This is a genomic window from Streptomyces sp. NPDC005004 (assembly GCF_053600675.1).
Genome location: NZ_JBSGAH010000017.1, coordinates 74,106 through 86,627 on the forward strand (window position 1 = coordinate 74,106; position 12,522 = coordinate 86,627).

Annotated in this window: 10 protein-coding genes; 4 read left to right on the forward strand and 6 right to left on the reverse strand. The window is 72.1% G+C overall.

Features of this window, described 5'->3' with window-relative positions; genetic code table 11:
- Nucleotides 1-265: 265 nt before the first annotated feature.
- Together ACWEEU_RS23590 and ACWEEU_RS23595 are read right to left on the reverse strand one after the other, a co-directional pair.
- Nucleotides 266-2,017, reverse strand: a complete 1,752-nt coding sequence (locus tag ACWEEU_RS23590; protein ID WP_385744359.1) for an FAD/NAD(P)-binding protein — start codon at nt 2,015-2,017, stop codon at nt 266-268.
- The gene (locus tag ACWEEU_RS23595; protein WP_385744356.1) at nt 2,014-2,871 is read right to left on the reverse strand and encodes an amino acid ABC transporter permease; all 858 of its coding nucleotides are present in this window, start codon (nt 2,869-2,871) and stop codon (nt 2,014-2,016) included. The genes ACWEEU_RS23590 and ACWEEU_RS23595 overlap by 4 nt, the downstream gene beginning before the upstream one ends.
- 453 nt (nt 2,872-3,324) lie before the next feature.
- Between ACWEEU_RS23595 and ACWEEU_RS23600 the strand changes: the two genes are divergently transcribed.
- Together ACWEEU_RS23600 and ACWEEU_RS23605 are read left to right on the forward strand one after the other, a co-directional pair.
- Nucleotides 3,325-4,326, forward strand: coding sequence for an ABC transporter substrate-binding protein (locus tag ACWEEU_RS23600; RefSeq protein ID WP_451734767.1), 1,002 nt, complete (start codon nt 3,325-3,327; stop codon nt 4,324-4,326).
- 310 nt (nt 4,327-4,636) lie between these two features.
- On the forward strand, nt 4,637-5,074 hold the full coding sequence (locus ACWEEU_RS23605) for a cell division protein SepF (protein ID WP_385744352.1): 438 nt from the start codon (nt 4,637-4,639) through the stop codon (nt 5,072-5,074).
- 38 nt (nt 5,075-5,112) lie between these two features.
- On the opposite strand, the gene ACWEEU_RS23610 is transcribed toward ACWEEU_RS23605, so the two are convergent.
- Both ACWEEU_RS23610 and ACWEEU_RS23615 read right to left on the reverse strand, forming a co-directional pair.
- Nucleotides 5,113-6,303, reverse strand: coding sequence for an acyl-CoA dehydrogenase family protein (locus ACWEEU_RS23610; protein ID WP_385751235.1), 1,191 nt, complete (start codon nt 6,301-6,303; stop codon nt 5,113-5,115).
- A 110-nt stretch (nt 6,304-6,413) separates the two neighbouring features.
- The gene (locus ACWEEU_RS23615) at nt 6,414-8,144 is read right to left on the reverse strand and encodes an MFS transporter (protein WP_385751237.1); all 1,731 of its coding nucleotides are present in this window, start codon (nt 8,142-8,144) and stop codon (nt 6,414-6,416) included.
- Nucleotides 8,145-8,454: 310 nt separating this feature from the next.
- Between ACWEEU_RS23615 and ACWEEU_RS23620 the strand changes: the two genes are divergently transcribed.
- The gene (locus tag ACWEEU_RS23620) at nt 8,455-9,717 is read left to right on the forward strand and encodes a glycosyltransferase family 39 protein (RefSeq protein WP_451734770.1); all 1,263 of its coding nucleotides are present in this window, start codon (nt 8,455-8,457) and stop codon (nt 9,715-9,717) included.
- Between the two features lie 278 nt (nt 9,718-9,995).
- The gene (locus ACWEEU_RS23625; protein ID WP_385751240.1) at nt 9,996-11,009 is read left to right on the forward strand and encodes a phosphatase PAP2 family protein; all 1,014 of its coding nucleotides are present in this window, start codon (nt 9,996-9,998) and stop codon (nt 11,007-11,009) included.
- Between the two features lie 84 nt (nt 11,010-11,093).
- Here the strand turns inward: ACWEEU_RS23625 and ACWEEU_RS23630 are convergent, their stop codons facing one another.
- Nucleotides 11,094-11,309, reverse strand: coding sequence for an I78 family peptidase inhibitor (locus tag ACWEEU_RS23630; protein WP_451734772.1), 216 nt, complete (start codon nt 11,307-11,309; stop codon nt 11,094-11,096).
- Nucleotides 11,310-11,704: 395 nt separating this feature from the next.
- On the reverse strand, nt 11,705-12,376 hold the full coding sequence (locus ACWEEU_RS23635; protein ID WP_451734774.1) for a transglycosylase family protein: 672 nt from the start codon (nt 12,374-12,376) through the stop codon (nt 11,705-11,707).
- Nucleotides 12,377-12,522 lie beyond the last annotated feature (146 nt).

Sequence of the window (12,522 nt, forward strand, 5' to 3'; positions counted from 1 at the left end):
TCGTTCCCTCCCAAGGGAAGTCGGGGGCCCGCGTGGGGTCGGGGCCCGTGAGGCGCAGCCAGGACGAGTACCGGTCAGGCACTCATGACCCTGACAAGCGCTGAGGGGGAGTATTCGGCCGAACGGCCGGTCGGCACAAGAGTGCGTTTCGGCCTGGGCGGGCCGCCGCCCAGCTCAACCCCCTTGAATTTGCGTCAAATTCCTCACCCACGCCCCCTCAGGCCCCACCGAGAACGCGGTCGCGTTCCCCCTCCCTCCCTCCCCCTCACCCACCCCCCAGTTCCCGCAACACCACCCGCGCCACCGCGTCGTTCTGCCGGAAGGCCGCCCCGCCCGTGCGCGGCCGGGTGAACGCCCCCGGGGTGCGCGCGTCCGTGTACGGTCCGAGCGCGAACCGCCGGGGATGCGGCCGCCCGTCGGGCCCGAGGACGCGCCCGTCGGCGGGGTCGACCCGCAGCAGTCCGTCGGCCGTCTCCAGCGCCTCGGCGTGCAGCTCCCGGAGCAGCGTGTCCCGGGCGCGCCCGACCGACGGATCGGGCAGCCGCGCCTCGACCAGGGCCCGCGCGGACACCGAGAACCCAGGCACGGTCGCGGACGACGCCCGGAACACCCCGTCCTCGGCGGCGACCTCCATCTCCGCCCCCACGAAGCGCAGCAGCCCCGCCCGGGACAGCGCGAGCATCTGCCGCAGCCGGGGCCCGGGCGGCCCGGAGGCCAGATAGCTGAAGAACCCGTGCCACCAGGACCCGAGACTGCCGAGCCGCACCAACTGCCCGTAGACGGAGAGCAGTCCGAGGAAGACGCCCAGATCCGCACTGAACGAGGCATTGTGACGACGCGTCAGATCGTCGGAGATGTACGCCCGCAGCCCCTCCTGGAACTCCGCGTGCGATCCGAACCGCACCCCCGCCAGCGGCCGGTCCAGTGCGGCGAGATCCAGCCGGTCCCGGGGATCCGGCACCGCCGCCGCGACCAGCGCCCGCACCTCCTCCGCCCCGTCGGCCACCGCGTACTTCTCCTCGAAGTCGGCCCACTCCATGGCCGTCCGCTCGGGGTGGGCGGTGAACAGCCGGTGGTAGTGGGCGAATCCCAGCTCCTTCTCCACCAACGGCCATATGTCCCGCTGGAATTCGTATCCGCCGGGCCGCTCCAGCAGCGACCGCACCTCCTCCGGACCGAAGAAGCGGGGCAGCGGGGGCCGGGGTCCGGTCCAGTCGTAGCCGATCTTCGAGTGGTACGGCACACCGCGCCGGGACCCGACGTACAGCACCGGCTCCCGCCCCGAGGGCAGATAGACGTAACCCCCCTCGCCGTCCTCCTCGTACCGCCCGCCCCGCCCCTGCGTGAGCAGCACCATCAGGTCGACGAAGGCCAGCCCGAAGCCGCGCACGAGCACCGGCTCCCCCGGCGCGAGCGCGGACAGATCGCTGTCGGCCGTGAAGTCGGGCGGCAGATGGACGAGGCCGTGGGCGCGGGCGTACGCACCCAACGTGGACTGTTCCGGGTCGAGTTCGGAGTCGAGGTGGCCGAGCGCGAGGACGACCAGGTCCGCGACGAGCGGTTCGGTACGGTCCTGCAGCCAGACCCGCTGGCGGCCGTCGGCCGGGCCGGTGACGCGCAGGGCGCGGGTGGGGTGGTGGTGGACGGTGACGTCCGGCGGCAGGTCGGCCAGGGCCTGTTCGTAGACCCAGTGCAGATAGCGGCCCTGGACGCGCCGGTCGGCGAAGGTGCGGCCGTCGAGGCGGGCCCATTCGTGCAGGGTGGGTCCCTCGCGGACCGGTCCTTCCATCGTCACGGTCTCGTCGGTGAACATCGTGATGTCGGCGGCGTGGGAGTTCATCCACAGCAGTTCGGACTGCGCCTCGCGCCAGATGCGGCCGCCGCCCGGCGGGTGCGGATCGACGAGGTGGATGTCGAGACCGTGACCGCCGTACAGCTCGGCGGAGTTGGCGGCGATGCGCTCCAGGAGCCCGGTCGCTCTGGGACCGGCCCCGACGACGACCAGCCGGCGCCTCATCGGGCGGCCGCCGTGCCGCGGGCGTAGTACTTCTCGACGTAGTACTGGCCGACCCCGAGCACCGAGGTGACGACGGTGTACCAGAGGGTGGCGACCATCAGCAGCGGGATCACCTGATACGTGCGGTGGTAGATCAACTGGGCAGAGAACAGCAGGTCGTTGACGGCGATGACGCTGACGATCGAGGTGCCCTTGAGGGTGCCGATGAGCATGTTCCCGGCGGCGGGCACGATGGAGCGCATGGCCTGCGGCAGCACGATCCGCCGCCACCGCTGCCAGGGGGTCATCCCGAGCGCCTGGGCGGCCTCGGTCTGACCGTGGTCGACGGAGAGGATACCGCCGCGCACGACCTCGGCGGCGTAGGCGGCCTCGTGCAGGGTGAGTCCGACGACGGCGACGGCGACCGGTCCGAGCAGGTTGACGGTCTTGACCCCGAACACCTGCGGGTACAGCGCCCCGATGTTGAACCACAGCAGCAACTGCACCAGGATCGGGATCGACCGGAACAGCCAGACGTATCCCCAGCTCACCGACCTCAGAACGGAGTTGGTGGAGAGGCGGAGGACGGCGAGCAGGGTGCCGAGGGCGAAGCCGAGGACCATCACCACGGCGGTGAGCCACAGGGTGAGCCAGAGGCCGCGCAGCACGGAGACCGAGGTGAAGTAGTCGGCGACCACGTCCCACTGGAAGGCCCGGTTGCGCAGCACCGAGTTGATCACGAGCCCGAGCAGCACCAGGACGGCGACGGCGGCGACCCGCTGGCCATGACGGCGGCGGGGGACGATCGTGGGGCCGTCCGGGCGCGAGGGCGCCGGAGACGGGGCGGCGGGTTTGGCGAGGGTGTCGGATGACATGCGGGACTCCGTGACACGTCGGACCCGACGCACCACGCCCGCACTCCCCCGCGCCCTCGGGCGCGGTCACGGCCGAGCCCCTCAGCAGGGCCGTCCCTCGAGAGTACGTCGCCGTTTCCCTGCGTTGTCAAGGGTGTCCGGACTGTGAGCGGCCCGTCTCAAGTCGGTTGACGGGCCAACCGGATGCCTGTTCCACTTGACCCATGCGCCCACAGCAGTGGCTGGTCACCCGCTCCCACATCGACTTCGGTCGCGTGTGGTCCGCGTCCTGTTGAGCTGACCCCCTGCGCGCCCGCGCTCGTTCCGGGCGCCCTCGCGTTCTCCCCTTCCCCTTCCGGCCTTCACGCGCGCGCCCTGCCTCCGCACTCACCCCTCCCCTCGCGCCCGCCGTCCCACCGCCTCCTCCTCTCGCGTCCGGCTCGCCTTCCTCTTCCTCCAGGAGACCGCTTCCCGATGCCCGCGCCCACGCGTCACCTCGCCATGCCCGCGCGCCGCTTCCCCGCGCCCACGCGCCGCCCGTCCGCGCCCGCCCGCCGGCTCCTCGCCCCTGTCGCCGCCCTCGCCTCCGCCGTGCTGCTGCTGACCGCCTGCGGTTCGGGTGCCTCCGGCGACTCCGGCACCCCCGTCGCGGCCGGGACGGACGCGGTCCCCACCACCGATGTCGTCTCCCGGATCGCCAAGGACCCTGCGGCCGCGAAGCTGCTGCCGCCGGGCACCACCCGTCTGACCGTCGCGGTAGCCGTCGGCGGCACCCCGCCGGGCACCACGTATCTCGCCGACGGCACCACCCTGACCGGCCAGGACGTCGACTTCGCCGAGGCGGCCGCCAAGGTGCTCGGCATCAGACTCAAGATCGAGCAGGCGAGCTTCGAGGCGATCCTCCCGGCGCTGGAGAGCGGCAAGTACGACGTCGGAGCCAGCAACTTCGGTGTCACCGACGAGCGGCGCAGGACGATCGACTTCGTCACCTACGTCAACGACGGGCAGGGCTTCGCCACCCGCAAGGACAGCAAGCTCGCCAGGATCACCGATCTGAAGCAGCTCTGCGGTCTGGACATCGCGACCAGCGCCGGCACCACCTTCGAGGCCACGCTGGAGCAGAACACGCACGTGTGCACGGACGCGGGCAAGAAGGCGTACCACGTGCAGACGTACGCCGAGCAGAGCGCGATCTGGTCCTCGCTCCAGCAGGGCCGCAGCGATGTCGTGATGTCCACGATCAACGGGCTGCGCTACGCCGTCGCGCACCAGCCGGGCCTGAAGTTCCTCAACGAGTACCACCGGCTCGACGTCGGCTTCGCCTTCAAGAAGGGGACCCCGCTCGCGCCCGCCTTCCAGGCCGCGGTGAACCGGCTCATCAAGGACGGGACGTACGCCCGCATCCTGAAGAAGTGGGGGACGACGGGCTCGGCGATCGACACGTCCCGGATCTCTCCGCCGGAGCTGAAGAACTGACGTTGACCTGACGGCTCGTCATACTCCATCGCATACCTTCATACCAGCGGACGATCAGGGCGCACAGGGCAGTTCGTTCACCCTGACACACCACACATCACCCATCCGCCGCGAACAATCATATTTCACTCTCAGTCAGCAGCCGTACGAGTCGGAGCCCTTGTGACACAAGGGCTCTCGACGTATGGACCGCGCACCAGTACCGTCACAAACCCCCCGCGCGCCGACTATCCACTTGGCGCGCTGTCAGCATCATGGATGACCATAGGGATGGGAAGAGCAAAAGAAACCGCTGAGAGAGGAGGCGTCCATGGGATCGGTACGCAAGGCGAGCGCGTGGCTCGGCCTGGTCGACGACAACGATGACGAGCGTTACTACGACGACGACTACTCCGAGGGCGCTCAGTCCGCGGACGCCTGGGTCACGGACCCGCGCGTCAAGGTCGCCACGGACACGGCCGAGGACAGGGGCCGCCGGATCGGCACGGTCACCCCGGACAGCTTCCGGGACGCCCGCGCCATCGGCGAGATGTTCCGGGACGGCGTCCCGGTCATCATGAACCTCACGGCGATGGAGGCCACCGACGCCAAGCGCGTCGTGGACTTCGCCGCCGGTCTGACCTTCGGCCTGCGCGGCACGATCGAACGGGTCGCCACGCGGGTCTTCCTGCTCACGCCCGCCCACACCGAGGTCGTCAGCGGCGAGCCCGCGGGCCGTCGCGAGGACGGCTTCTTCAACCAGAGCTGAGGCGGGGCCGTTCACCGCGGCCCCGCCCCCTCGGGGGCTCACCGGAAGGCATCGAGCCCGGTGAGCGCCTTGCCCAGCACGAGCTGGTGCATTTCGACGGTGCCCTCGTAGGTGAGCACCGACTCCAGATTGGTCGCGTGCCGCATCACGGGATATTCGAGGGAGATCCCGTTGGCACCGAGGATCGTCCGCGCCGTGCGGCAGATCTCGATGGCCTCGCGGACGTTGTTGAGCTTGCCGAAGCTGACCTGCTCGGGACGCAGGCGGCCGGCGTCCATGCGCCGCCCCAAATGGTGGGCGAGCAGAATTCCCTTGTGCAGTTCCACCGCCATGTCGGCGAGCTTGGCCTGGGTGAGCTGGAATCCGCCGATGGGCCGCCCGAACTGCTCCCGCGTCCGCGCGTAGTCCAGCGCCGCCTCGAAGCTGCTGCGCGCGGCGCCCATCGCACCCCAGACGATGCCGTACCGGGCGTGCGAGAGGCAGCCGAGCGGCCCGCGCAGCCCGGTGACCTCCGGCAGCACCGCGTCGGCGGGCAGCCGTACGTCGTCGAGGACGAGTTCGCTGGTCACCGAAGCGCGCAGGGACCACTTGTGCTTGATCTCGGGCGCCGAGAAACCGGGCCGGTCGGTGGGGACGACGAAGCCCCGGATGCCGTCCTCGGTACGCGCCCAGACGACGGCCACCCCGGCGACCGAGCCGTTGGTGATCCACATCTTCCGCCCGCTGAGCACCCAGTCGTCACCGTCGCGCTTGGCGAAGGTGCGCATCCCGGCGGGGTCGGAGCCGTGGTCGGGTTCGGTGAGCCCGAAGCAGCCGATGACCTCGCCGGAGGCCATGCGGGGCAGCCACTCGGTCTTCTGCTCCTCGCTGCCGTAGCGGTGGATCGCGTACATGGCAAGGGAGCCCTGCACCGAGACCAGCGAGCGGATGCCCGAGTCGGCGGCCTCCAGCTCCAGGCAGGCGAGGCCGTACTGCACCGCCGACGCGCCCGCGCAGCCGTACCCGGTGAGCGACATGCCGAGCGCGCCGATCGAGCCCAGCTCCCGGGCCAGCTCGCGGACGACCGGCAGCTCGCCCTTCTCGTACCACTCGGCGACGTGGGGCAGCACCCGGTCCGCGGCCCAGCCGCGCACGGTGTCCCGGACGGCCAGGTCCTCCGGTTCGAGGAGGTCGTCGATGCCGAGCGGGTCGGCGGGATCGAACGGGGGCAGCTTCACGGACGCGGACATGGAACACCCTCCGGCACAGTGGGCACACGGAAAACTAGCGGCGCTAGTCGGAATGCTCCGGCCGACGTTACGACGCGGGCCGCCCGGCGTCCAGGGCGGCCCGCCCGAGGTCAGGCGATCGCCCTCGGTTTGCCCGGCTCGCGGGGCGGGGGCAGCTCGGTCACGGTGGACGCGGCGGGCTCGGCCGCACGGGACACCAGCGGTTCCGACAGGGCGGCGCCGACGGGTCCGGGCAGCTCCGTCACCCCGACCCGGTCCGCGACGGGGCCGTCCGCGCCGTCCACCGCGCCGCTCTCCGGCGGGCAGTTCATCGCCTGGGGCAGCCGCAGCGCCATCACCGCGCCGAGCAGCAGCAGACCGGCACTGACCAGCAGCGTCACATGCAGTCCGTGCACGAAGGAGTCGCGCGCGGCCTGGCGCAGCGCCTCCCCGGCGGAGCCGCCGAGCCGTCCGGCGATCTCGTACGCCTCGCCCAGCGAGTGCCCGGCCGCCGCCCGGTCGGAGGCGGGGACGCCGGGCACGGAGGTGAGAGCGGGGGCGTAGGCACGGTTCATGACGCTGCCGAGCAGGGCGATGCCGATGCCCGCGCCGAGCTGGTAGGAGGTCTCGCCGATCGCGGCGGCACCGCCCGCGCGGTCGGCGGGGGCCTCGCTGAGCATCGACTCGTACGCCCCGAAGAGCGTGGTCTCCAGGCCGAAGCCGAGCAGTACGAAGCCCGAGAGCAGCAGCGGGGTGTTGTCCTGGCCGCCCATCGCCGTCAGCAGGACGACGGCGGCGGCGGTGAGACAGAAACCGGAGACGACCATCCGGCGCGGGCCGAGCCGGCGCAACATCCGGGCGCCCGCCAGGCCCGCGGCCATCGCGGCGGCGGTCAGGGGCAGCAGCCGCAGCCCGGTGGCCAGCGGGGACAGCCCGAGGACCAGTTGCAGATACTGCGCCGCGATCAGCTCCAGGCCGACGAGGGCGAGCATCGCCAGGACGATGCAGCCCACGGAGGTGCTGAACGCGGGACGCCGGAACATGCGCAGGTCGACCAGGGGGTGCGTGCGGCGGCCCTGGCGGCGGACGAAGAGGACCAGCAGCACCGCGCCGACGAGCAGCGGCAGCAGGGTGAGGACGCTCAGGGGCGCGTCGCCGCCGCCGAGCCGCTTCACGCCGAGGACGACGCCGAAGAGTCCGGCCGCCGCCATCAGCGCGCCGAGCACGTCCCAGGGGCCGTCGCGCTCGCCGCGCGACTCGGGCAGCAGCATCCGGCCGATGGGCAGGCTCACCAGCATCAGCGGGATGTTGACCAGGAAGACCGAGCCCCACCAGAAGTGCTCGAGCAGGAAGCCGCCGAGCAGCGGTCCGACGGCCGCGCCGACGGCGGCGACCGCGCTCCAGATGCCGATGGCGAGCGCACGCTCGCGCCGGTCGGGGAAGACCTGGCGCAGGATCGAGAGCGTGGCGGGCATGATCATGGCACCACCGACGCCGAGCAGCGCGCGGGCGAAGATCAGGGTGTCGGCACTGTGGGACAGCGCGGCGACGGCCGAGGCGACACCGAAGAGGGCGTAGCCGAGCAGCAGCACGCGTCTGCGTCCGACGCGGTCGCCCAGCGTGCCGAAGAGGATCAGCAGCGAGGCGCAGACCAGCGGATAGACGTCGACGATCCAGAGCAGTTGTTCGGCACCGGGCCGAAGGTCCTCGGTGACGGCGGGTACCGCCACGTGCAGCACGGTGGCGTCGAGAGCGACGAGCAGCAGGCTGACACAGAGGACGACGAGGACGACCCAGCGGTTGGCACCGGTCCCGGTCGTCCGACGGCACGGCCCGATTTCGGCCGTGGTCGTCCCGGACATGTACTACCTCCCAGATGATCCCTCGTGCGCGGCGGACCGACGGGGTCGGGGATTTCCCCGTCGTACGGCCGGAGAAGAGCGGTTCGCTCCGGCCCGCGCCTTTCCCACGCGGGTGGCTCGTCAGCGTACGCGAGTTCGGCCCGGCCTCACGTGGTGGACCTCTCACCTGCTCGGGCGAACCCGTGTGGTGTACGCCACTTGCCTCTTCGCGCGCGCGTGTGCGTACGAGGGGACGGCGCGGGGGCGGCGGAGGTCCCCGGAACCGTTCGGGCGGCCGGGGCGGTGTGCGGGCCGGTCGATAATCGAGCCCGTGACCGAACTCGTGACGCGCCCGGCCCCGCCGCGCGCCCCGCTCCCGCGCCGGGTGGTCCCGGCCCTGCTCGGCTACGCGGCGATCCGCGTGCTGGGCCTGGCCGTGCTGGCCGGCTGGAGCGCGGCGCGCGGCAAGGACGCGTACACGCTGCTCACCGCCCGCTGGGACTCCCTCTGGTACGCCAGAGTCGCCGCCTCGGGCTACGGCTACCAGGTGCGGCTGCCGAACGGCGACGTCCACTCCGACCTGGCGTTCTTCCCGCTGCTTCCCTGGCTGGAGCGGCTGGGGCATGCGGTGGCGCCGCTGTCGTACGCGGACGCGGGTTTCGTGGTCGCGCTGCTGGCCTCGACGGCGGCGGCGGGCGGGATCTTCGCGGTGGCCGACCGGCTGTACGGCGCGCGGGCGGGGGTCTGCGCGGTGCTGCTGTGGGCGCTGCTGCCGGTGGGGATCGTGCAGTCGATGGCGTACAGCGAGTCGCTGTTCACGGCGCTGGCCGCCTGGTCGCTGTACGCGGTGCTGACCGGGCGCTGGGTGACGGCGGGCCTGCTCGCGGCGCTGGCGGGGCTGACCCGGCCGGTGGGCATGGCGGTGGTCGCGGCGGTGTGGGTGGCGGGAGTGTCCTCGTGGACGAACGGCCGGACGTCGACTGGCGCCACCTCAGGGGTGACCTCTTGCGGGGGAATCCGGAGCGCGGGTGATGCGGAGGGCGCACGTGAAAACGTACGCGCCCCCAGCCTCTCCCCCGCGCCCGGCGCGGACACCTCTGCGCGCCGTGTTCTCGGCCTGGCGCTCGCTCCCCTCGGCGCCGCCGGTTACGTCCTCTGGGTGGGCCTGCGCACCGGGGACGGGCCGCTCGGCTATCTCCGCGTGCAGGCCGGATGGCGCAACGGCTTCGACGGCGGCTACGCCTTCGCGCGCTTCGTGGCGGGCATGTTCACGTCCTTCCCGTCGGCCCTCGGAGGCGCGGCCCTGGTCGCCGGTGTCGTCCTGCTGATCCGGCTGTACCTGACCGGCGTGCGCCAGCGGCAGCCGCTCCCGGTGCTGGTCTACACGGGCGTGGTGCTGGCGCTCGCGCTGTGCGCGTCGAGCTACTTCGGCTCCAAGCCCCGGCTGCTGATGCCCGCCTTCCCGGTGCTCTTCCCGCTGGCCAGGGCCCTCGCGGCGGCGCGTCCGGCACGTGCGGCCGCGGTCGTGGCGGGGGTCGCGACGGCCGCCGCGGTCTACGGCGCCCTCTGGCTGAACGGCTCCGGGCCTCCCTGACCCCGCACCGCGGCCGCGCCACCGGGCGACCATGATCGACTCCGGCGGGTCCGGTGAGCGTCTCCTGAATTCGCCGCGATGCCCGGGTTAACGAATTCATAAGCGACCAAAAACCGCCCCCCTTCGGCATGACCAAAACAATTCCAGGAACAGCCCGGGCGTCATTGCCGAATCACGGGAATTGGGGACCTCTTCTGAGAGGTTTCCCACATCACATCGTCATCACAAAGCCTCTGTATCGACCGGGCGCCCCACTCACTCGCTGTAACGTCGATTGGGTGCGTACCGAACGAAACCTCACCCGGCGTCTGGACCGGGTGTTCGCCAGGCTGGACCGTGAGCCGGAACGGCCGGCCCACATCGACGTGCCGCGGATGTCCCGGCACCGGGTCGTGCTGTTCTCCTCGACCCTGGCCTTCTACCTGGCGATCGTGTGGGCCGTCATCACCACGTCCTGGCTGGTGCGGCTGGACTGGCGGGTCATGTTCTTCCGCCCGTACCAGCAGTGGCCGGAGATCCATGCGTTCCTCGACTACTACGTGGTCCTGGGCCAGCGCGGCCCGACCGCCGTCATGGTCGCGTCGTGGCTCGGCTGGCGCTCGTGGCGGCAGCACACGCTGCGGCCGCTGCTGACGCTGGCGGCCTCGCTGCTGCTGCTGAACATCACGGTGGGCGCGGCCAAGCTCGGCATGGGCCGGCTCGGCCCGCACTACGCCACCGTGATCGGCTCGAACGAGATGGGTCTGGGCGGAGACATATTTCCCTCGGGTCACACCGCGAACGCGGTCGTGACCTGGGGCATCCTGGCGTATCTGGCCTCGACCCCGCGGGCGCGCCGCTGGCTGTCCGCGCTCTCGGCCGTCACCTCGCTCGGCGTCGGCCTGACCACCGTCTACCTCGGTACGCACTGGCTGAGCGACGTGCTCCTCGGCTGGGCCGCCGGTCTGCTGATCCTGCTCGCGCTGCCCTGGTTCGAGCCGCTGATCTCCCGGACCGAGGCCGCCCTGTTCGCCCTGCGCGACCGGCTGCGGGACCGGCGCGGGCGTACGTCGGCGGTTCCGGCGACCCCGGTCGCCCCGGTGCCGCTGCGGCCGCAGACCGCGCAGTCCGAGGCCCACCCCCCGGCATGCGAGCCGGTGGCCTCCGCGCGCGGCGCACGCGCCCCGATCCATCTGGCTCCCGGTCCGCACACGGCCCGCTCGGAGCGCACCCCGGTCACCCCGGCCGGCAGCCGTCGTCCGGCGCACGCCGACCGGCTGCCGCGCGGCGCCTCCCAGCCGGCCCGCCCCTGACGGCCGGGCGGCGCGGCGGCGGGCGGGTACGCACACGAGCCCGCCGCCGCGCCGCCCGAGGTCCGCGTTCGCGGCCGGGTCCGGTCAGCCCTTCCAGGCCCGCCGGACCCGGCCGTCCTCCACCTCGAAGTTGATCCGGCCCACGCGGTACTCCATGGTGACGACCGTGCCCGGCGGCAGGGACCGTACGGTGCTCCAGCCCCGGTCCCGGGCCTGGCGCTCGGCGCTGTCGGCGTCGAGGCCGACATAGATGTCCGGACTGTCCTTCGGCTCCGGCGGCGGAGCGGGAATCTGTGCCATGCGGCCACGCTAGGCGGCCGCGGGCGGTGACGGAACCCCGGCCCGGCGGAGGTCATGCGCCGCGCCCGGTCACACTTCTGTCACAGCTTCCCGGCACCCGTTACCGCCGAACTCCGTCACACGTATGGGCGTTACCGTTCACCTCGTCGGGGCAATCGAACAGAATTTCCTCGGAGCGGGATCGTGCCGCCCAATTTCTCCCGCCGAGCGTTTCCGGCCGGATTCCGGCGCACAGGTTCGAAAGTTGTTTTGACGGGGAATCCAGCGGCCGCTCGGAGAACCTGACGGCTCATAGGAAATTCACGGATTCACCACACCCCCGCCGCACACGCGGACAGCCGCCGCCCCTCGGGGGACGGCGGCTGTCACTGCCGGGGGCCTTGGCCCGTCCGCGCTCAGAGCGCCAGGCGCTGGCCCGGCACAATCAGGTCCGGGTCGGAGCCGATGACCTTCCGGTTGTCGGCGAAGACCTGACGCCAGGTCGTGCCGTGCCGGGCGGCGATCGTGCTCAGCGTGTCGCCCGCACGGACGGTGTAGGCACCGCGGGTGGCGCTGCGGCCGGTGTGCTCCGCCGGGCGCTCGGGCGCCTTCGCGGGCTTCTGCGGCTGGGCGGGGGTCCGCTTCGCCGTCGCGCCGCTCTTCGTGACCGCGCCCTGGGACGCGGCGGCCGGTGCCGCCCCGGAAGCCCCGGCGCGCGCCGAACAGACGGGCCAGGCTCCCCAGCCCTGGGCGCTCTGCACCTTGGTGGCGACGGCGATCTGCGCGCTCCTGGACGCCTGGTCGGCCGTCGGCGCGTAGGCGGCGCCGCCGTAGGCCCGCCAGGTGCTCGCCGAGAACTGGAGTCCGCCGTAGTAGCCGTTGCCGGTGTTGATGTGCCAGTTGCCGCCGCTCTCGCACTGGGCGATGCGGTCCCACACCCCGTTGTCCGCCGCGTCCGCGCTGCCCGTCGCGGCCAGCAGGCCCAGCGGGGCCAGGAGCGCCGCTCCGGCGAGGACGGCCGTCGTACGGCCCTTGCGGGCACCCTCACGACGGGCGGCGGGACGGTTGGTATCGGCACACTCGGTCATGCATTTCCCTCTCCACGTACCCGGGCTCCCCCAGGACGGGGCGCGCCTCACCGCACAGGACCGCGGTTCCTCGCGCCCGGCCCCGTCCGCCACGACCGACGCGATCGTGTCCGACCACGGACGGCCGGCGGACTTGCCCGAGCGGT

What these genes read in the sequence shown, in the direction of transcription:
- ACWEEU_RS23600 (WP_451734767.1), top strand. Translation starts at nt 3,325, where the DNA reads ATGCCCGCGCCCACGCGTCACCTCGCCATGCCCGCGCGCCGCTTCCCC.
- ACWEEU_RS23630 (WP_451734772.1), bottom strand. Translation starts at nt 11,309, where the DNA reads ATGGCACAGATTCCCGCTCCGCCGCCGGAGCCGAAGGACAGTCCGGAC.
- ACWEEU_RS23615 (WP_385751237.1), bottom strand. Translation starts at nt 8,144, where the DNA reads ATGTCCGGGACGACCACGGCCGAAATCGGGCCGTGCCGTCGGACGACC.
- ACWEEU_RS23610 (WP_385751235.1), bottom strand. Translation starts at nt 6,303, where the DNA reads ATGTCCGCGTCCGTGAAGCTGCCCCCGTTCGATCCCGCCGACCCGCTC.
- ACWEEU_RS23595 (WP_385744356.1), bottom strand. Translation starts at nt 2,871, where the DNA reads ATGTCATCCGACACCCTCGCCAAACCCGCCGCCCCGTCTCCGGCGCCC.
- ACWEEU_RS23605 (WP_385744352.1), top strand. Translation starts at nt 4,637, where the DNA reads ATGGGATCGGTACGCAAGGCGAGCGCGTGGCTCGGCCTGGTCGACGAC.
- ACWEEU_RS23635 (WP_451734774.1), bottom strand. Translation starts at nt 12,376, where the DNA reads ATGACCGAGTGTGCCGATACCAACCGTCCCGCCGCCCGTCGTGAGGGT.
- ACWEEU_RS23590 (WP_385744359.1), bottom strand. Translation starts at nt 2,017, where the DNA reads ATGAGGCGCCGGCTGGTCGTCGTCGGGGCCGGTCCCAGAGCGACCGGG.